Below are 18,755 nucleotides of genomic sequence, written 5' to 3'. Positions count from 1 at the left end.
AAAGTGACTAGAAAAAAATGACTGTGCTTTATTTACACAGCCATAATTAAATCAGTTATAAAATCTCATTTCAAAGGAATTTGATTTCTTCCCCTTATGATATAAAAGCTCTCCATTTTGTCTTTCCATAACAGATTTTGCCATAGGAAGCCCAATCCCATAACCTTTTGAATTTGGATCCAGCTTATAAAAACGTTTAAAAACTTTTTCTAACATTTCTCTATCTAAACCTTTAGAAAAATCTTCCACAAATATACTTTTATATAAATTCGTTTCTTTTAGATGAATTTCTATATGTCTACCTTCTGTTGCTTCTAGACCATTTTTCATCACATTAAATGCTGCTTCATAGGTCCATTTCTTATCGCATATAAGATAAAAGTCATCTCCATAAAGTGGAATTTCAATATTATTATTGATAAAATAATCTTTTAGGTTTTGTATGATATCTTTAATTAATCCTCGAGCTGAAATACTATCTTTTGTCATTTCTATTGTCCCAGAATCAAGGGCTGCAAGTTTTAATAAAATGTCAGATAAGTTGTGGAGTCTAAGTAAATTATCTCTGAGTCTTTCTATATATTCTTCGGAAAAGTTGTCATCTTCGTCTTCTAATAAGTCAAGTAATAATAGAGATCCGGCCAATGGAGTTTTTATCTGATGAGCAATGTCTTCAGTATATTCTCTTAAGATCTCTTTGTTTTTTTCAGCATTTTCAGCTATTTTCTTGTTTTCTATAATAATTTTAATAATCTCATCTCTGAGTTTGCCAAATTCATCATCTATAATTTCGTAATTATCAGAGTTTATATCAAGCGAATGTAGTAGGTTAAATATATTATTAATCTTATCCTCAAGAGCTTTTTCTTTTTTCTTTTCAATTTTTGAAATAACTATAAACAGAATTATATTTATAGCTAGAAAGCCAATAAGTGTTAGAATATCAAATCTTGGATTGAGATAAATTACAAACAAAGACATTATCAAATTTAAAATTAAGACACGTAAAATATTTTTGTTTTTATTCATTGTCCCACCTATATCCTATCCCTCTAAGAGTTTTTATATGACCGCCATAATCTCCAAGTTTAGATCTAAGTCTTTTTATCGTGACGGTTAGGGTATTGTCATTAACTTCATAAAAATCATAACCCCAAACATAATCTAAAATTCGCTCTCTTAGTAGATTTATATTTTGGTTTTCTAAAAGCATTTCCAATATAGCAAACTCTTTTAAGTTAAGGTCTAAATCTTTTCCATCTATCGAAGCTTGTTTTGAAATGAGATCTAAAGATAAATTTTCAAAAGTCAGTTCGTTAACCTTTTTTATTTTTCTGCTAAAAACATTGTCTATTCTTGCTTTTAGGACAGGAAGAGAAAAAGGTTTTGTAATATAATCATCTGCTCCTTGAGAAAGACCTTTGATAACATACTCGTCTTCGTCTTTTACAGTAATCATTATCACAGGAAGGTCAGAAAATTCTCTAAGCCACTTTAAAAAATTAAATCCTGACCCATCTGGGAGATTGACATCCAGAAGAATTAAATCAAAATCATTAAAATTAAGATTCTCTGTCAGAGAAAGCTTGTTATAAATAATTGTTTCAATATTCTGTTTGTTTAAGTAAGTTTTAACAGCAAAGGCAATTGTGCTGTCATCTTCAATCATTAGTATTTTCAATTCTATACTCCAATATATCCGATATATCACATTTAAAATATCTATAAATTCCACACTAACTTCTCATCTAATAAAACTAAGCCGTTGTGTGTGATATTGTATTTCTAATCATTCTATATATCATTATATCACATTTTACAATTTAATCCTTATAAATTTCTAAAGACGGATATATTTCCGTCTTTTTCTAATCAAAAGCACCATTTTTGTCTTAGGGCTAGTGAAGAGGAAAACTAAGCTTATTAATATTTACTTACTCAAGACATACAAATTTGTCTTAGGACTAGTAGAGGGGGATTTTTCTTTACAAGTTTGCACTGAAAGAATTGCCTTAAGTACTCAAAAAGTTTCTAAGGGCGCATCTAAACGCAAAATCAAAAAAGAAAAGGCTATTGTAAGCAAAACCACAATAGCCAATGCAAAAGATATAATTTTAATTTTTGCGAATAAAATTATTTTAATTCAATAAATCCTATCTGCTCTTGTCTAGTCCGTAAAGAAGAACATTCTTCGATAATATAAGTATAATTACAAAAGCAATAACCGCTTCAACTCCCAAGAAAGTACCGTTATAAATAACTGAGTACATAAGTGGGCCGTGGCCTGATCCTTCTGCATATTCTGCGAAGAAGATGTAGCCTGATAATACGTGGCAGATGAATCTACCTAGAACTGCGACTATAACTGCGATTGGTACGTAGAATGACTTTCCTTCCTTAACTATTTGTCTAGTGAAGCATCCTGCAAGTCCAAGTAGGGCAAATGCTAGTGGATAGTCAAGTATAGCTTGGATAGGTGTGTAGATGTAGCCGCCTAGTAGCATGTCTAAAACGCCATAAACAGCTCCAACTATCATTCCAAGTCCAGCGCCATGTCTTATTGCGAAGAATAATAAAGGAATCATTTGTCCAAGAGTGATTGAGCCGCCTTGAGGCATTTCAAAGATCTTGAATCTGCCAAGTACTATTGACAAGGCAATCATAACTGCTGCTTCTGTTAATACTTTCGTATCAAATTTTTTCATAAAAAAACCCCCTAATGAATGATCACTAGGAGCTTACTCGCACTTGCCTACGCTGGTACTAACCAGATCAGGTCGTAAGGGTCGATAAATCTCTCAGCCAATGGCTCCCCTAGTGATAAATATTAATTATTACAATGATGATTGTAGCACATCCACTTTATTTTGTCAAGGAAATGGATGGATTTATTTATAAATATCTCTTCTGTGGCCAATTTCAATCGCGATTATGGTTAGGTTCTCGTCCTCAATATTCACTAGAACGCGGTAGTCTCCTATCCTGTAGCGCCACATCTCTTTCTTGTCGCCAGTGAGTGCCTTTCCAAAAGCTCTTGGGTCCGCTGCTCCATCGATATTTTTCTTAAGCCATGCAAATATCAGTGCGCTCACAGCCTTATCCATCTTTTTAAGCTCCTTAAGCGCCCTCTTTGAAAATAAAAGTCTGTACTTCATCAAAGTCCCAGCTCTTTCTCTACTTCGTCCATAGAATAAGTCTCTGGATCAGATAAATATTCTTTCATCGCCTCTTCGTAAATTTTGATATCGTATTCGTCCTCGATGCGCTCTAAAACTGAGCTTCTGATGAGTTCAGACATGCTTATACCATTGATATCGGCATAAGTTTTGAATAGTTTTGCATCTTTTTCACTTAATCTAACAGATATAGTCATAGCTCTTCCTCCTTTATTTATTACATTGTATTACATTTTCACATTTTTGTCAATATTTGCATAAATATTTAATAAAACTGTTATATCTCCATGCAAATGGGTATATATAATTGAACGATTTATCACATTCAAGTGATTCTTAACGAGCTTAAGGAGGTTTTAAATATGGATGATTATTTAATTTTGAAAGCCTTAGGACTTATACTTGGCCTAGCAGCCTTATATTTTCTACTTAGGAGCCTTAAGAAAGTTCAAAGGAAAAACTAAGTTAATACGATGAAAATATTTTTTTCATTTTGAAATATCTCCTTCAAAAAAGAGCCTGTACCCCATGTACAAGCTCTTTTTTCTATGCCAATGGCTTAAATATTAATTTTTCTTTACTGTAAGCTCTTTGCCGTCGTAATCCATAGTGATCGCATCGCCGTCAGCAATTTCTCCAGCTATAATCATTCTAGAAAGTTTTGTCTCAACTGTTCTTTGTATGAATCTCTTAACTGGTCTTGCGCCGAAGGCTGATGAGTAGCTTTCTTTAAGGATGTACTCCTTCAAAGCCTCTGATATACTCAATGTGATGGATCTTGCTTCAAGTTTTACTCTAATCTTGTCAACTTCTTTTTCTATGATGTCAAAGATTTCTGCCTTCATAAGTGGCTTAAACATAACGATCTCGTCGATTCTGTTTAAAAATTCTGGTCTGAATGCGGCCTTCATCTCGTCATTAACTTTTTCCCTTGTTTCGTCTGTAATTTTGCCGTCTTCACTAATTCCTTCAAGTATATCAGGTGAACCGATATTGCTTGTCATGATGATGATGGTGTTCTTGAAATCGACTGTTCTGCCTTGATTGTCAGTTAACCTACCATCGTCCAAGACTTGTAGAAGTATGTTGAATACATCTGGATGTGCCTTTTCTATCTCGTCAAATAGTACTACCGAATATGGTTTTCTTCTTACTTTTTCAGTAAGTTCGCCGCCTTCTTCGTAGCCGACATATCCTGGAGGGGCGCCTATTAGCCTAGATACAGCGAATTTTTCCATATACTCGCTCATATCGATTCTAATCATGTTCTTTTCATCGTCGAACAAATCTTGTGTCAAGGCCTTTGTCAATTCTGTCTTACCTACGCCAGTTGGTCCTAGGAAGATGAATGAACCGATAGGTCTGTTCGGATCCGATAATCCTGCTCTGTTTCTGATGATGGCGTTTGATACGGCTTCTATCGCCTCATCTTGACCGACTACTCTTTGGTGAAGTATCTCATCAAGTTTTAAGAGCTTTTCCTTTTCGCTCTCTTCAAGCTTAGAAACAGGTATTCCAGTCCACTTCGATACAACGTCTCTGATCTCGTTTTCAGTAACTTCAAGCTTTAGATACTTTTGCTTTTCATTGACATTTTCGTTCTTTTCCTTAAGTTCTGCCTCAAGTTTCGCAAGCGTACCATATTTTAGCTCGGAAAGTTTTTCCAAATTGTATTCTCTTTGAGCCTTTTCTATCTCGTATTTTGTCTCATCTATCTTCTTCTTTAGCTCTTTAACGTCCTCTATCCTGTCCTTTTCCTCTTGCCATTTCTTTAGACTAACATCGTATTCCTCTTGAAGCGCTTGCAAATCCTTGTTAAGCTCCTCAAGTCTCTTCATGCTGCGCTCGTCGTCCTCTTTCTTAAGAGCCTCTCTCTCAATCTCAAGCTGCATAATAAGCCTTCTCTTCGAGTCAAGCTCCTCTGGCATCGAGTCAATCTCAGTTCTAATCATCGCCGAGGCCTCATCCATTAGGTCGATGGCCTTGTCTGGCAAATATCTGTCAGTGATGTATCTATCTGAAAGTACTACGGCAGCTATAACAGCGGGGTCAGAAATTCTGATTCCGTGATAAACCTCGTACTTTTCCTTTAAACCTCTCAAGATGCTGATGGTGTCTTCAACAGATGGTTCAGTGACCATAACTTTTTGGAATCTTCTTTCAAGTGCCTTGTCTTTTTCGATGTATTTTCTGTATTCGTCAATGGTTGTCGCACCGATGGTTCTCAAGACGCCTCTTGCAAGTAAAGGTTTTAGAAGGTTTCCAGCGTCCATAGAGCCTTCAGTTCTACCAGCTCCGACGATGTTGTGAATTTCATCGATGAATAATATTATCTTGCCTTCAGATTTTTCGACTTCTTTTAAAACCGCCTTTAATCTCTCTTCAAACTCGCCTCTGTACTTTGCTCCAGCGATAAGAGCGCCCATGTCAAGCTCGAAAATAGTCTTGTCTTTTAAATTTTCTGGCACGTCGCCTTTAACAATTCTTTGCGCTAGGCCTTCGACTATAGCTGTCTTACCAACGCCCGGATCACCGATTAAAACGGGATTGTTCTTAGTTCTTCTCGAAAGAATCATAAGAACGTTTCTGATCTCATCGTCACGGCCTATAATTGGGTCCATGTTGCCCTTTCTTGCGTATTCCACAAGGTCTCTGCCGTATTTTTCAAGCGCTTGATAACGCATCTCAGGGTTATCGCTCGTTACATTTTGATTGCCACGAAAGCCCTTCAAAGTATCTAAGAATGCCGCTCTCGTTATATTATATTTCTTGAAAATGGCATCGATGTTCGCATTTTTCACTTCCATAATACCTAAGAATAGATGTTCAACGCTTAGGTACTCATCTTGAAAGTTTTTCATTTCATTTTCTGCTAGTTCCAAAACTTTATTGTATTCAGCCGATGTGTAGATATTTGCGCCGCTTTGCTTAGGGAAATTGTTAATGATAGCATCGACATCCATAAGCATGCCGTCCACATTTACGCCCATCGCCTCAACAGTAGTTCTGATAAGGCCTTCCTTGTCTTCAAGTAGAGCCTTAAGTAGGTGTGCTGGCCTTATCTCAGGATTGCCCAAGGACCTCGCAGCCTCATTCGAATTATTTATCGCATCAATTGTTTTTTTCGTTAATTTATCCATGTTCATAATATCACCTTCTATTATTATATTTATTTATATTTTTCTTCTAATTCTTTGTATAATTTTTCGCTCGTCTCATCAAGTTTTGGGTTCACCATGTTAAATCTGATATATAAATCGCCTGTATTGCCCTTCATATCAGTAAAGCCCTTGCCCTTGATCCTCATAAGCTTAGTAGTGTCGTAGCCCTTTGGCACCTTGATCTTGATCTTCTTATCAAAAACTTCGACCACTCTTTCGCAGCCGAAATACGCGCCCCAAGGGTAGATCTCCACGCTAGTTTTGATGTCAATGCCGTCAAGTTCGTAGCGCTTGTCCTTCAAGAATTGAATTTTGAAATAGATGTCGCCACTTACGCCCCATTTTTCGCCCGCCACTTTTATGGACTTGCCAGCGGTAATACCCTTTGGTATATTTAGATTTATGCTAATGTTTTTGCCGTCAATGTTTAAAGAGACTGACCTTTTTGAACCGTGATAAGCTTCATCAAGCGAGATATATAGCTCAGTATTGTACCTTTGTCTCTCTTTTTTTGCCTTACCTCTAAATAAGTCATTTATATTAAAGCCCGATTTTTTATTAGATTGCGCTTTTCCGCCAAAAATGTCATTTATATTAAAGCCTGATGCTTTTCCTGAAGCTGATTGAGAATCGCCGCCAAAGAACATATTAAAAAAGTCAGAGAAGTCGCCACCAGAGCCGTTTGTTTCGTATCTGTAATAAGTGCCGCCATTGCCATTACCAAAGCCACCAAAACCAAAATCGTTCGGGTTAAAGTTTTGTCCGCCTCTGAAGTCGTAGTTAGAGCCGAAAGCGTCGTACTTTTGTCTCTTGTCCTTATCAGAAAGAACCTCGTAAGCCTCATTTATTTCCTTAAATTTTTCTTCGTTCGCCTTGTCACCTTGATGCAAATCAGGGTGATACTTCTTGGCAAGCGTCCTGAAAGCCTTCTTAATCTCAGCATCAGAGGCCTTTTTATCGACACCTAATATTTTATAATAATCTTTATACTCCATAATATCACTTCCTTTGACTATCTCTGACTTATTTATACCCAGTAAATGAAAATATAAACATATTTTTTATTTTTCTATGAAAATAGTAAAAATAATAAAAAAGAAGCGATGATAATTTATCAATCGCTTCAATGAGTTTTATTATGAATTTATTTTTTATTTGTTAAGTGCCTTACCTTTAATTGTAATTGCAAAAATATTGTCTTTGTAATCAACACTCGCTTCTAGCCCCATCAATTCACACAAATTTTCAACTATATTCAATCCCAATCCGCTCGACGCATCATTCTTCGACTTATCTAAAGTGTAGTTCCTTTCGAAAACTCTCTCTATATTGTCATCCGTTTCAATCTTAGCAAGATTAGAAAATTTGAGCTCGAAGTAGCCATCTTTCAGCTTAAGCTCAATCTTGTCCTCGCCTTCTGAGTACTTCATCATATTTGAAATCAAATTATCGACAACTATCTTAAGATTCTTCTCGTCTTGGAAGCATCTCACTCTATCAAGCTCCACGTCAATCATCTGTTCTTTGGCAATGTAGTAATCGTAGTAGTTTACTATCTCTTCCTTGATAAAGTCATCGAGATTAAAGACCCTCTTGTCAATCTTGTAGGACTTCGACACAAGCCTTGAAAAATCATAAAAACCGTCGATGAGTTCCTTTAACTCCTCGGCCTTTTTCTTGATTATCTCAAGGTACTTCTCGTCTCTAGTCTTCTCGTAGACATCGATGTAGCCCATTATGGAGGTAAGAGGCGTTCTAAAATCGTGCGAGATGTTCGTAATCATTAGGTTTTGGTTCTCGATCGATGCATTGTACTTTTGGCCCATGGTGTTTTTCGAGTCAATGATGTCTTCGATTATCTTGCAGATTTCATTCAATTCACCCGTGTAAGAATAGCTTTGCAAAGCGACCTTAATCTCGCTTGCTTCCTTGTCCTCAAGGTTTTCACGAAACTCTCTAAGCTCTTTTCTTGAGAGATATATGGTGTAAGAAAGATATGCCACAAGAGCTAATAGTATGAATATTACGCTCATCAAATCTAAACCAAGAGCGGCTACTAAAAAAATTAGCGCCGCTGCTAGTATGATTGCAGGAAATACCCTCTTCATTAAAATTCTCTTTTTCTGCCTACAAAGTAGATGCCAGCCCAAACAAGAGCTATCCAGCCAAGCATGATATAAAGCATAGTATTAACGTTCATCATTCTTTCTGTGTAAGTTATTCCTCTTAAAAAGTCAAGTCCGTAGCTACCCATCATTGTTGTTATTGATTCGACAATTCTTGATGGTGCTAAAAATATTAAACTTCCATTCAAATTAAATTTAGTTAGTATTATATATAGTACAGGTTGGAAGATAGCCATGGCAACGTAAGAGATGGCGATAGCTGATGATCTGTGTCTTGTTAGTATTTGGAAGAACAAAACAAGTGACACATAAAACCATATACATGGAAGTAGATATGCAAAACCTATAAGGAAGTTCTTCATCATATCTGCAAACGGCGTAGTGCTGATAGGTGCGATGATTGCGCCGACTCCTATAAGTATAGTGCACATGATGATCATGTAGACTAAAACGTATAGGAAGGAAATAATTGCGTTTGCTAGATAGATTTTTATCCTTGATTGTCCAAGGGCTAGGTTGTTGTTGATGGCGCCCGATGCGTATGGCTCAAGCGCTGTTAAATTCACCATTAGAGGAATTAGTATGGATGCTAAGGATAGTATTTGACCTAAGGTGAAGAACATCATCGATAGGTTACGGTCTACCCTACGAAGTCCTGCGAAGAAGTATAAGACAAAGGCACACATTGCAAATCCGAAAAGCCATAGACCCATATTGTATTTTCTTTTACTAATTCTAAATAATTCTGATTTTATGAAATTAAACATCTCTTCTACCTCCTACTAAGCTTAAGAAATATGATTCAAACTCTTCCTTAGCTTGATTTATCTCGATAATTTCAACATCAGCTGCTTGGAAGGCCTTGAATATGGCGCTGCTATTAACATTATCATAAATTGCAATGACATTATCAGCTAAAACCTTGTAATTGTGAAGCTTCATGTCCTCTTCCAAAACTATAGTAGCCTTGGCAGCGTCATCAACCTTGATCTTTGTCGACGATTTAAGCTTTTCATCGAGATCATCCTTAGTAATCTCTTGGATCAGTCTGCCATTGTCAATGAAACCGTACTTAGTAGCTACCATGTTAAGCTCACTCAAGATGTGGCTCGAGATCATGACAGTAGTCTTCTTCTCTTGATTAACAAGCTTGATAAGGTCCCTGATCTCCTTGATACCGATAGGGTCAAGACCATTGATCGGTTCGTCAAGAATTAGAAAGACCGGGTCATCGATAAGTGCAATACCGATGGCAAGCCTTTGTTGCATACCTAGTGAGAAGTTCTTCGCCTTTTTATTCTTAGTATTTTCAAGGCCGATAAGCTCTAAAGTTTCGTTAACCTTCTTTTTTCTGTCCTTGATGTCCCTGTTGATCGCGATGTACTCAAGATTGTCCCTTGCACTAAGCGTTGGAATGAAGTAAGGCCTGTTGATTAGAGCACCTGTCCTTCTCCTCGCTATGTTAATATTTGCGCCAGCATCGCCAAGAAGCTCAATTGAACCGCTTGTTGCGTAGCTAAGGCCAGTAATGATTTTCAGTAAAGTAGATTTACCAGCGCCGTTCTTGCCGACAAGACCATAGATCTCGCCTTCGTTTACACTCATGTTGACATCCTTTAGTGCGTAGAAAGAGCCGTAAACCTTGCTTACAGAATTTACTTTTAAAATTTCATTCATAGTTTTCACTCCTTTGTTTATCTTTATGGTCTTATTATAATACACAAATCTTAATTATTTCTTAATTTTCCCTTAAGAATTCCTTAAGAATTTCTTAAGAGAATGGTTTTGGAGAGAAAAGAGTGACATATATAATAGAAGTGACATATATATAATAGAAGAGAAACTATAATTAAGTAATATTCCCAATCGAATGCGAAAGAGCCTTGCTAATAGGCCGTGATTGTGCTATAATCTTATATATCAAAGGAGGTCTTACTATTAGCATCAAGAAAAAGTTTTTCTCCTACATGATACCTTCGCTGTCGGCGATGATTATCTTCAGCCTATATTCAATGGTTGACGGCTTCTTCGTGAGCAAATTCGTCGGTGTCGATGCCCTAAGTGCAGTCAATCTTTCAATGCCCTTCGTAAACATCGTTTTTGCGCTTGGGATAATAGCTGCAGTCGGCTCGCAGACTATGTGCGGAGTATTTATCGGCAGAAAAAACTATATGAAGGCTAATAAAATTTTTAGCTTCAACATAAAAACTGTAACAATATTTTCATTGCTACTAACAGCGCTATTCTACTTTAATCTAGATAGGATAGCGAGCCTTTTGGGTGCAAGCGGTGATCTAAAGCCGCTAGTTTTACAATACATTGGAAATATAGTGTATTTTGTGCCATTCCTAATGATTTCGTATAACTTCGAGGTCTTGGTCAAGGTCGATGGTTTTCCGCGCTTGGCGGTCGCAACCGTTATCACATGCGGCTTAAGCAACGTGATTTTGGACTACGTCTTCGTCGGACTCATGGGGATGGGCCTCGCAGGTGCAGCAATTGCAACGGGTATATCGCAAATCATCTCGACCGTGGTCTACCTAATTCACTTCACCGTCGGCAAGTCGAATCTTGAGTTCGTAGAGGTAAAATTCTCGCTCGACACGCTCAAATCCATCTTCACGCTTGGTGTTGGGGACTTTGTCGCAGAGGTCGGAATAGCAATGATAGTACTGTTCTACAATTTATTCATAATCAGGTTTTTAGGCGAAAAATCCATTGCCACTTTCTCGGTTATTAGCTACGTCAATCAGCTTGCCCTCACTTGTTTTGCGGGCATAACGCAAGGCACACAGCCACTTCTAAGCTATTACTATGGTAAAAAGGATTACGATAGCCTCAAAAGGCTTTATAGGATGGCGACCGCGGCGATATTTGTAACGGGACTAGTCTTTTTAACAGCCTCACAGCTATTGCCAGAGAAAATATTTAAAATATTTTTGGACGTAGATGCAGAAACTATGGCCTACTCAGTAGAATCGCTTCGTAAATTCTCGATATCCTTCATGATCACAGGCTTCAACGTACTCATAGCAGCCGTTTGCGTGTCATTTTTAAAGCCGAAGTACTCGGTTATAATCAACGTTTTGAGAAGCTTCGTGACGATATATTTGGCGCTTTTCGTATTGACAATGATCGAGCCAAAGCTAATATGGTTCGCTTCAGCACTGTCAGAGGGCGTGACATTAATATTTGCTTATTATTTCTATAGGAAGTTGAGCCGCGAAAATCAAGAGAAGTACGAATAAAAAATATAGACATGAAAAAACTGTGAGATTTTATTCCCACAGTTTTTTAAGATTTATAGATTTATCTTATATCAATTATATTATCATACTCTATCCCATCGTCTCCATCCGGTCCAATAACAGCCACCGGAGCATCTTCAAGTCTCTTCAATTTATCCACGTACTTTTTCTTCAATTTATCCAAATCTGTATCCAAAATCTCTCTATAAGCCTTCAAATCGTCTTCTTCTGTCATGCCTTGAAGCATTCTCACGAAGGCAAGTTTGCCCTTTTGACCCTTGCCGTAAGCCTTATTGAACTTCAGTGTCGATGCGATCTTCCTTCTCTCAAGCTCGTCTTGGTCAAGCTCGCAGCCCTCCAAGAACTCGGCGGACTTCCTCATAACGCCTAAGCTTCTCGCAACGTGCGGATCTCTGAAGGTAAACTCTGCAAGATAGTCGATACCTGCACTTAAGCCATCGCCGTAGGCACCGCCCTTGGCACGGATCTCTGTGTGTAGGTAGTCGTTCGACAGTATTTGTCTTAAAACTTCTACATCGCCGTCGTTGTCGCTATCTAAGTCAGTCGCCATACCATTGAAGTAAACCTTTGATGAAACGATAAACTTAGTATTTTTCTTTTCCATTTTCTTTTCTACGTTTATGGCTGGAGCTTCTATGCTCTCAAGTGATGCTTCTAGCTCTGCTATAGCCTTATCTAGCTCAGCTATTCTTCCTTCAAAAGAATAGTGTGAGATAAAGCCATCTTTTCTAAACATAGTCTTCATTAGTCTTTCATAGTCTTTTATCTCTTCGTCCTTAAGCTCATCGAAGTTCGCCTTCAATTCTTTAAGGTGAATGAATTTTTCTATGCCATGAAGTTTTAGCGTAAGTCTCTCTTTTTCAAGGCTTTGCGCCTTAGCTACATCCATAGCGATGGCTGGGGCGATGTTTAGTACGTTATTATCAAAGTCTGAAACGCTTTCCAAAACGTTCATCTTTAAAACTTTTTCATCGCTCGGGTCGGAGTACTTGATGATCTCGTCAATAAGCTTCATCGCGCTCACTGCCTTATCCTTCGTAAACTTCGCGCTGCATTGCACAAACGGAGTCAATTTGCCGTTCTTGTAATTTTTCACAACGCTCGCAGCAAAATTTATCGCGCCAGTAGTTTTGAATATGTCGGTCTCAAGCTTTTCTCTCGATGACTTCTCTGTCTTGATGTCAGCAAGCAAATCCACTAAATTAGCGACTTTCACGTAGTCCTCTTCGGCAATGTGAGAAATGTCGAAGAATAGGTTTAAGTAGCAGATCTTGCTATCTTCCTTAGAATAATAAGCCGAGTCAGAAATCTTCTCAAGCGAAAGCTTTTCAATATCGCGTGGCAAATCGCTTAGCTTAAGTGTCGGTATGCTAGCAAGTGCTTCTTTACTGTCTCCTGCCTCTTGCATAGACTTAAGATCTTCATTTTCCTTAATTAGCACCTCTAGCTCTTCATTTGAAAGCTCTGCCTTGTACTCGTCAAGCGCCTTTCTCTCGGCCTCGTCTCTGTCCTTGTAAAAGTCCTTAACTGGGTAAAAATCTATTAGCTTAGGGTCCTTATGCACTTCTTTCACAAAGTTCATAAAAGCGTTTTTGTCCTTCTTAAGCTCCTCAAGCGTAGCATTATACGCAAAGGCAGTCGCTGGCGACTTGTCAAATAGCCACATAGCCACAGCTTTTAGCGCAAGTGCAATGCCCTTTGTTGCAGTGTTTGCAAACTCTTTAAGGGTAAAGTCCATAAGGTTAAGCGCCGAGTCATAGATATCGCCATTGATGCGGCCAGCCTTGATATTTTCAAGCTCTTCTTCTACAGCATCTTTGAAAATATCCGCCTTGCCGCCATCTGCGTCTTTTAAAATTATATTTATGTCAGTGAAGTTGCCATTACCATAGCCATAGTTGGAGTAACTTAGTAAATCACTCGCAATGCCCATCTCTTGGATCTTCTTCTTAAGCGGCGAATTTGAGAAATAGCTTAGGTACTTACTCAAAAACTCTGTCATAATGCTGTCACGAGTATTGTCGATATCGCCTGTGATGAAGCTATATGCGTAATTGTGCTTGTCGGAGACATCGTTTGGGTAAGCGCGCTCAATAAATTTTTTACTGTCCTTCGCTAAACACATGCCGATTTTGTTCGGAATTTCCTTGTACTCGTAGGCGGATAGAAACTCGTCAAGATGTTCTAATTCCTCGTCTACATCGCCATCGCCATACAAAACTGTGAAGGAGTTCGATGGGTGGTAGTGCCTTCTGTAGTAGTCAAGAAGCTCATCATAAGTCAGTTTGATGATCTCGTAAGGGTCGCCTCCCGAGTTGAAAGCGGGATAATTACCGGGATACATCTCCTCTTGCATCGCTTGGTAGATGAACTCTTCGGAGGATGACATAGCGCCCTTCATCTCGTTATAAACGACGCCTTGGTACTGAATTTCGTCATCTTTATTAAAAATTTCGCGTCTAGTTCCTTCTTGAAGAAAGACTCTTTTATCAGTTAATAGTCTCGGATTGAAGACAGCATCTAGGTAAACGTCCATCAAATTGTAGAAGTCCTTCGCATTTCTTGATGAAATCGGGTAAACTGTCATATTTTGGAAAGTCATCGCGTTCAAAAACGTTGCAAGTGACGACTTTGCAAGGTCCATGAAGGGCTCCTTCGTTGTGTATTTTTTCGAGCCTGACAAAACTGCGTGCTCAATTATGTGCATTATGCCCTTTGAATTCTCTGGAATCGTTCTAAATCCTATCATAAAGGCCTTGTTGTCATCGTCATTTTCAAATTTGATGACCCTCGCCTTAGTCTTATTGTGCGTAAAAATCTTATACGCTGAACTTATTTCGTCTATAAATCCACTCTCTACTAAAGAAAATTTTTCGTTCATTAAATCACCTCAATTATTCTTATTGTAACACAGCGCTCTTGACTATGTCAATGGCGGTCGCATCCGTTAGCTCGATTAGATCCGCTGGACTTAGTTTTATTTGCAAGCCAACTTTGCCTCCGCTCACGTAAATATATTCCTTATCCATCGCCGATGCGTCGATAAATGTCTTAAGTTTCGTCTTCATGCCAATGGGTGAGCAGCCGCCATGCACGTAGCCTGTTAGTGGCAGTAAATCCCTTTGCTTAAGCATATCAACTTTCTTCGCGCCAGCTGCTTTCGCCGCCTTTTTAAGGTCGAGTTCCATCGCCACGGGCACTATAAAAACAAAGTGTTCCCCTTTATTTGTCTCAGTGACTAGGGTCTTGAAAACCATATTCACATCTTCATTAAGAGTGCGAGCGACGTCAGTTCCACTGATTCCAAGGCTCGCATCGTATTCAAACTCCTCATATTTCACGCCCGCCGCTTCAAGAAGGCGCATCGCATTTGTCTTTTTCATAAAATCACCTAGTTAATTATACCCAAAACTATTGTCATAGTCATGCTTTTGTGCTATGATTTACTTAGTGGAGGTGGATTTATGCTGCTTGTTAAAAATGCAAATTATAATGGTAATGGTGTAGACATCTTGTCTTTGGACGGCAAAATTACCATGATAAAGGAAAATATAGAAAATTATTATGGGATTGAGGAGATAGATTTAGAGGGAAAGAGAGTTTTTCCTGGGCTAATCGATGGCCACGTACACGTGACTGGTGGCGGCGGAGAGATGGGGCCGACGTCGCGCGTTCCCGAGATAAAGTACGAGGACATAATTATGGCGGGTGTGACGACGCTCGTTGGCCTGCTTGGGACTGACAGCACGACGCGTTCGGTTGAAAATCTCGTATCCAAGGTCAAGGCACTTAATGAGTACAACGTCAGAGCCTTTGCGCTGACTGGCGCATACGAGTTTCCTTCTAAAACCATAACAGGCTCAGTTAAAAAAGACATCACTTACATAAGTGAGATAATCGGCTGTAAGCTAGCAATTTCAGACCACAGAGCAAGTTACATCACAGAAGACGAACTCGTAAGGCTAGCGAGCGAGTGCTACCTAGGAGGCCTCTTCGCCGGCAAAGTGGGCGAATTACACATGCATACGGGCGGACTGGGAAAGGAAGGCCTTTCGAAAGTCTTCCACGTCCTTGAAAAACACGAGATCCCGATCAAAGTCTTTAGGCCAACACATTGCAAAAACATAGTGGACGACGCCGTTAAGTTTATGAATATGGGTGGATACGCAGATTTCACTGCAGGAGAGGATGGTCTTGACGCCATCGATTACGCGATAAAGAACGCGCCATTCGATAAAATCACGCTTTCGTCGGACTCGAACGGCTCAGTGCCTATCTGGTCCGAGGACAAGGAGCTCTTAGGTATAGGCGCTGCAAAGATTACAGAGCTTTTCGACACTATAAAGGCGCTATCCCATAACTATGGCTATGGTCTTGGTGAGATGATTAAACTTGCCTCGACAAACGCAGCGAAAGCGCTTGAAATAGACCATATCACAGGCGAGATCAAGGAAGGGCTTTCACTTGACCTTATGGCGCTTGATGATAATGACAATATTGACACAGTTATTAGCAAGGGCATTGTTGAGATGAAGGATAAAAAAGTTCTTCGCAAGACTAATTTTTCTGATTTTTAGGAGGACTTATGACGATTATAGCTACTTGGAAAATGGCATACAAAGGAACGAAGCTCGCACGCGAGGCGCTTTTAAGAGGTGAACCGCTTGAAGAAGCTTTGATTACTTTAATAAAAGATGTTGAGCTGAACGAAGATTTTCACTCAGTCGGCTACAGTGGCCTACCGAATGAAGATGGGGTCGTTGAGTGCGATGCAGCCATCATGAACGGGGACAATCTGCATTTTGGCGCAGTTGCTGGCTTAAGAAATATGAGGAGCGCTGTCTCAGTCGCTTATACGCTTATTGATAATGAGTACAATAACTTTTTAGTCGGCGAAGGCGCTCTGAAACATGCTAAGGAAGCGGGTTTTAAGGAAGAAGAGATGCTAACGGACGAAGCAAAAAAGCGCTGGCTCGAAGAAAGGGCGAAGAAACCAAAGGTTTATAAGGGCCACGATACAGTCTGTGGCCTCATTGCAGAGGACGGAAGATCTATAGCAGCAACATCGACCTCGGGTCTCTTCATGAAAAAAAGGGGCCGCGTGGGCGACTCGCCGCTTGTGGGTCCCGGTCTATATGCGGACAGCGAAGTAGGCGCCGCAGCTGCAACAGGCGTCGGCGAAGACATAATTAAAGGAACACTTTCGTATGCAATAGTGAGTTTAATGGCAGGTGGCCTAAGTCCTCAAGACGCCGCGACAAAGGCAGTCATGGATTTAGACGCAAAACTTAGGGCGAAGGGCAAAGTGCCGCGCGATTTCTCGGTAATTGCAGTTGGTAAGGACGGAGCATGGGGCGCCGCGACAAATATAGCCGAGTTTCCATTTATAGTAAGTGAAGAGGGTGGCGAAACGACGATGTATATAGCTAGAGACTTTGGACGAGAAATAGAAAAGATTAAGTAAATGATTTTGATTAAGTAAGTGATTTTGGTTTGAGAAGTGATTTTGATTGAGTAAGTGAAATTGTTTAAAGAAGTGATTTTGATTAAGTAAGTAAAAAGGCGAGGAAAACTGATATGCACCCACAAACCCGGACAAAATAACCGCGTTTATTACACGGCTTGTAACCTGTACTCAACAGGTGACAGGCCGTTTAATTTTGTCTTTATTCTCTTGTTGTTATACCAGTCAATATATTCTCTAATAGCAGCTTCTAATTCCTCAATAGTTTTGTAGTTTTCACAGTAAAACATCTCTTGTTTTAACAATCCAAAGAAATTTTCCATGGGTGAATTATCTAGGCAATTTCCTTTTCTAGACATACTCTGTTTGATCCCATATTTTTCAAGTGTATATACCCAACTCCTATGTTGGTAATGAAAGCCTTGATCGGTGTGGATCATTAAGTTATGCTTTACAGGTATGGTTTGTATTGCGTCTTTTAATGACTTTAGTGTGAACTCTACTGTTGGAGATTTGCTTATGCTGTAGGAAATTATTTCTCCGTTATACAGATCCATTATTGGAGATAGGTAGAGTTTTATTTCCGAATTTCTTATTCTAAACTCTGTTACATCACTTACCCATACTGTATTTATCTTATCCACATAAAAGTCTCTATTTAAATTATTTTTAGCAACTTTACCTACATTGCCTTTGTATGATGAGTAGGCTTTTCTTCTTAAGCCATACTTGTTACATAAGAGATTGTTTTCTTTCATGATTCTAAGAACTTTTTTATGGTTCATAATTATGCCTTCTTTTTTTAGTTGTAAGCACACTCTTCTGTAGCCATATCTTCTTTTGGATTCTTCAACTACTCTCTTTACTCTTTCAATATCTTTGGCTTCTTTTGTATTTACTTCCTGTAGTTTCTTCTCCCATTCATAGTAAGAGCTTTTTGGCAAATCAGCAGTCTCTAGCCAATACTTTAAAGGTAATTTCTTGTATTTTTGCCTTAGTTCAAAAATTATTTTGGTCTTTTCTTTGTTTTTTGCAATCTCTTTTGAACTAAGGCTTCCAGTTTTTTTTCGTATTCTAGCCTTGCTTTTAGGTATAGATTTTCTTGTCTTAATTTAATTAACTCTTCTTTTTCTGAAGGGGTAAATTCATTTATCTTATCTTTGCTCATATTAGAATCTCCTAGTTTCTTTGGCCTTCCTCTCTTCCCACATAAACCTTCAAAACCTTTTTCTTTATACTTCCTTTGCCAGACAGCTATTGTGGATGGCTGTTTGATTTTGAAGTGTTCTGCAGTTTCTTTGTAGGATAGACCATTTATTTTCCTATATTCTATCACAGATAATTTAAATTCTCCACTATATGAACTATTTTTAATACTTTTCTTGAGGCCTTCTTCACCAAACATTCCATATGACTGAATCCAATTTCGAATTGTATCTTTAGATATCCCATATTTTTTCGATAGATAAATTTGTCCATATCCTTCTTGGTTTTCTTTTACTATTTTTAATTTCTCTTCATATGTTATTTTTTTCATTAAAATACCCCCTTATTTCCGT

Annotated in this window: 18 protein-coding genes and 1 riboswitch; of the genes, 4 read left to right on the top strand and 14 right to left on the bottom strand. The window is 38.6% G+C overall.

Going from position 1 to position 18,755, the window contains the following annotated elements:
• Nucleotides 1-51 precede the first annotated feature (51 nt).
• Both BN3004_RS02435 and BN3004_RS02430 read right to left on the bottom strand, forming a co-directional pair.
• A complete protein-coding gene (locus BN3004_RS02435) occupies nt 52-1,029 on the bottom strand; it encodes a sensor histidine kinase (RefSeq protein WP_058259676.1) in 978 nt (325 codons plus the stop codon).
• A complete protein-coding gene (locus tag BN3004_RS02430; RefSeq protein WP_058259812.1) occupies nt 1,022-1,681 on the bottom strand; it encodes a response regulator transcription factor in 660 nt (219 codons plus the stop codon). Before BN3004_RS02430 ends, BN3004_RS02435 begins: the two co-directional genes overlap by 8 nt.
• Nucleotides 1,682-1,901: 220 nt before the next feature.
• On the opposite strand from BN3004_RS02430, the gene BN3004_RS02425 reads away from it, so the two are divergent.
• Nucleotides 1,902-2,150 carry a hypothetical protein gene (locus tag BN3004_RS02425; RefSeq protein ID WP_058259675.1) on the top strand — a complete coding sequence of 83 codons (249 nt, stop codon included), beginning with the start codon at nt 1,902-1,904 and terminating at the stop codon, nt 2,148-2,150.
• A gap of 3 nt (nt 2,151-2,153) precedes the next feature.
• Here BN3004_RS02425 and thiT read toward each other — a convergent pair whose 3' ends face one another.
• The 8 genes from thiT to BN3004_RS02385 all read right to left on the bottom strand — a co-directional run bounded on the left by thiT (nt 2,154) and on the right by BN3004_RS02385 (nt 10,140).
• Complete coding sequence (gene thiT / locus BN3004_RS02420; RefSeq protein WP_058259674.1) at nt 2,154-2,705, bottom strand: energy-coupled thiamine transporter ThiT; 552 nt, start codon at nt 2,703-2,705, stop codon at nt 2,154-2,156.
• A gap of 27 nt (nt 2,706-2,732) precedes the next feature.
• Nucleotides 2,733-2,826, bottom strand: a riboswitch (TPP riboswitch).
• 62 nt (nt 2,827-2,888) lie between these two features.
• On the bottom strand, nt 2,889-3,155 hold the full coding sequence (locus tag BN3004_RS02415; RefSeq protein WP_058259673.1) for a type II toxin-antitoxin system RelE family toxin: 267 nt from the start codon (nt 3,153-3,155) through the stop codon (nt 2,889-2,891).
• Nucleotides 3,155-3,373, bottom strand: a complete 219-nt coding sequence (gene relB / locus BN3004_RS02410) for a type II toxin-antitoxin system RelB family antitoxin (RefSeq protein ID WP_058259672.1) — start codon at nt 3,371-3,373, stop codon at nt 3,155-3,157. Before relB ends, BN3004_RS02415 begins: the two co-directional genes overlap by 1 nt.
• A gap of 369 nt (nt 3,374-3,742) precedes the next feature.
• A complete protein-coding gene (clpB, locus tag BN3004_RS02405) occupies nt 3,743-6,322 on the bottom strand; it encodes an ATP-dependent chaperone ClpB (protein WP_058259671.1) in 2,580 nt (859 codons plus the stop codon).
• A 23-nt stretch (nt 6,323-6,345) separates the two neighbouring features.
• Complete coding sequence (locus BN3004_RS02400) at nt 6,346-7,332, bottom strand: DnaJ C-terminal domain-containing protein (RefSeq protein WP_058259670.1); 987 nt, start codon at nt 7,330-7,332, stop codon at nt 6,346-6,348.
• Nucleotides 7,333-7,488: 156 nt separating this feature from the next.
• Complete coding sequence (locus BN3004_RS02395; RefSeq protein WP_058259669.1) at nt 7,489-8,445, bottom strand: sensor histidine kinase; 957 nt, start codon at nt 8,443-8,445, stop codon at nt 7,489-7,491.
• Complete coding sequence (locus tag BN3004_RS02390; RefSeq protein ID WP_058259668.1) at nt 8,445-9,230, bottom strand: ABC transporter permease; 786 nt, start codon at nt 9,228-9,230, stop codon at nt 8,445-8,447. The genes BN3004_RS02395 and BN3004_RS02390 overlap by 1 nt, the downstream gene beginning before the upstream one ends.
• On the bottom strand, nt 9,223-10,140 hold the full coding sequence (locus BN3004_RS02385) for an ABC transporter ATP-binding protein (RefSeq protein ID WP_058259667.1): 918 nt from the start codon (nt 10,138-10,140) through the stop codon (nt 9,223-9,225). The genes BN3004_RS02390 and BN3004_RS02385 overlap by 8 nt, the downstream gene beginning before the upstream one ends.
• Nucleotides 10,141-10,430: 290 nt before the next feature.
• Between BN3004_RS02385 and BN3004_RS02380 the strand changes: the two genes are divergently transcribed.
• A complete protein-coding gene (locus BN3004_RS02380) occupies nt 10,431-11,711 on the top strand; it encodes an MATE family efflux transporter (protein WP_148344897.1) in 1,281 nt (426 codons plus the stop codon).
• 61 nt (nt 11,712-11,772) lie between these two features.
• On the opposite strand, the gene BN3004_RS02375 is transcribed toward BN3004_RS02380, so the two are convergent.
• Nucleotides 11,773-14,613 carry an insulinase family protein gene (locus tag BN3004_RS02375; RefSeq protein WP_058259665.1) on the bottom strand — a complete coding sequence of 947 codons (2,841 nt, stop codon included), beginning with the start codon at nt 14,611-14,613 and terminating at the stop codon, nt 11,773-11,775.
• Between the two features lie 19 nt (nt 14,614-14,632).
• Entirely contained in the window at nt 14,633-15,115 is a 483-nt protein-coding gene (ybaK, locus tag BN3004_RS02370) for a Cys-tRNA(Pro) deacylase (RefSeq protein ID WP_058259664.1), read from the bottom strand.
• 81 nt (nt 15,116-15,196) lie between these two features.
• Between ybaK and BN3004_RS02365 the strand changes: the two genes are divergently transcribed.
• Together BN3004_RS02365 and BN3004_RS02360 are read left to right on the top strand one after the other, a co-directional pair.
• Nucleotides 15,197-16,309: an amidohydrolase family protein gene (locus BN3004_RS02365; protein ID WP_058259663.1), complete on the top strand. Its 1,113-nt coding sequence runs from the start codon at nt 15,197-15,199 to the stop codon at nt 16,307-16,309.
• Nucleotides 16,310-16,317: 8 nt separating this feature from the next.
• Nucleotides 16,318-17,196: an isoaspartyl peptidase/L-asparaginase gene (locus tag BN3004_RS02360; protein WP_058259662.1), complete on the top strand. Its 879-nt coding sequence runs from the start codon at nt 16,318-16,320 to the stop codon at nt 17,194-17,196.
• Between the two features lie 149 nt (nt 17,197-17,345).
• Here the strand turns inward: BN3004_RS02360 and BN3004_RS02355 are convergent, their stop codons facing one another.
• The gene (locus BN3004_RS02355) at nt 17,346-18,233 is read right to left on the bottom strand and encodes an IS3 family transposase (RefSeq protein WP_242854171.1); all 888 of its coding nucleotides are present in this window, start codon (nt 18,231-18,233) and stop codon (nt 17,346-17,348) included.
• Nucleotides 18,203-18,733, bottom strand: a complete 531-nt coding sequence (locus BN3004_RS02350; RefSeq protein WP_058259269.1) for a helix-turn-helix domain containing protein — start codon at nt 18,731-18,733, stop codon at nt 18,203-18,205. Before BN3004_RS02350 ends, BN3004_RS02355 begins: the two co-directional genes overlap by 31 nt.
• Nucleotides 18,734-18,755: the final 22 nt, after the last annotated feature.

Origin of the sequence: Fenollaria timonensis (assembly GCF_001457835.1) — a bacterium.
GTDB lineage: Bacteria > Bacillota > Clostridia > Tissierellales > Peptoniphilaceae > Fenollaria > Fenollaria timonensis.
The sequence above is the reverse complement of the archived record's forward strand: the minus strand, read 5'-3'. Positions and strand labels throughout refer to the sequence as shown.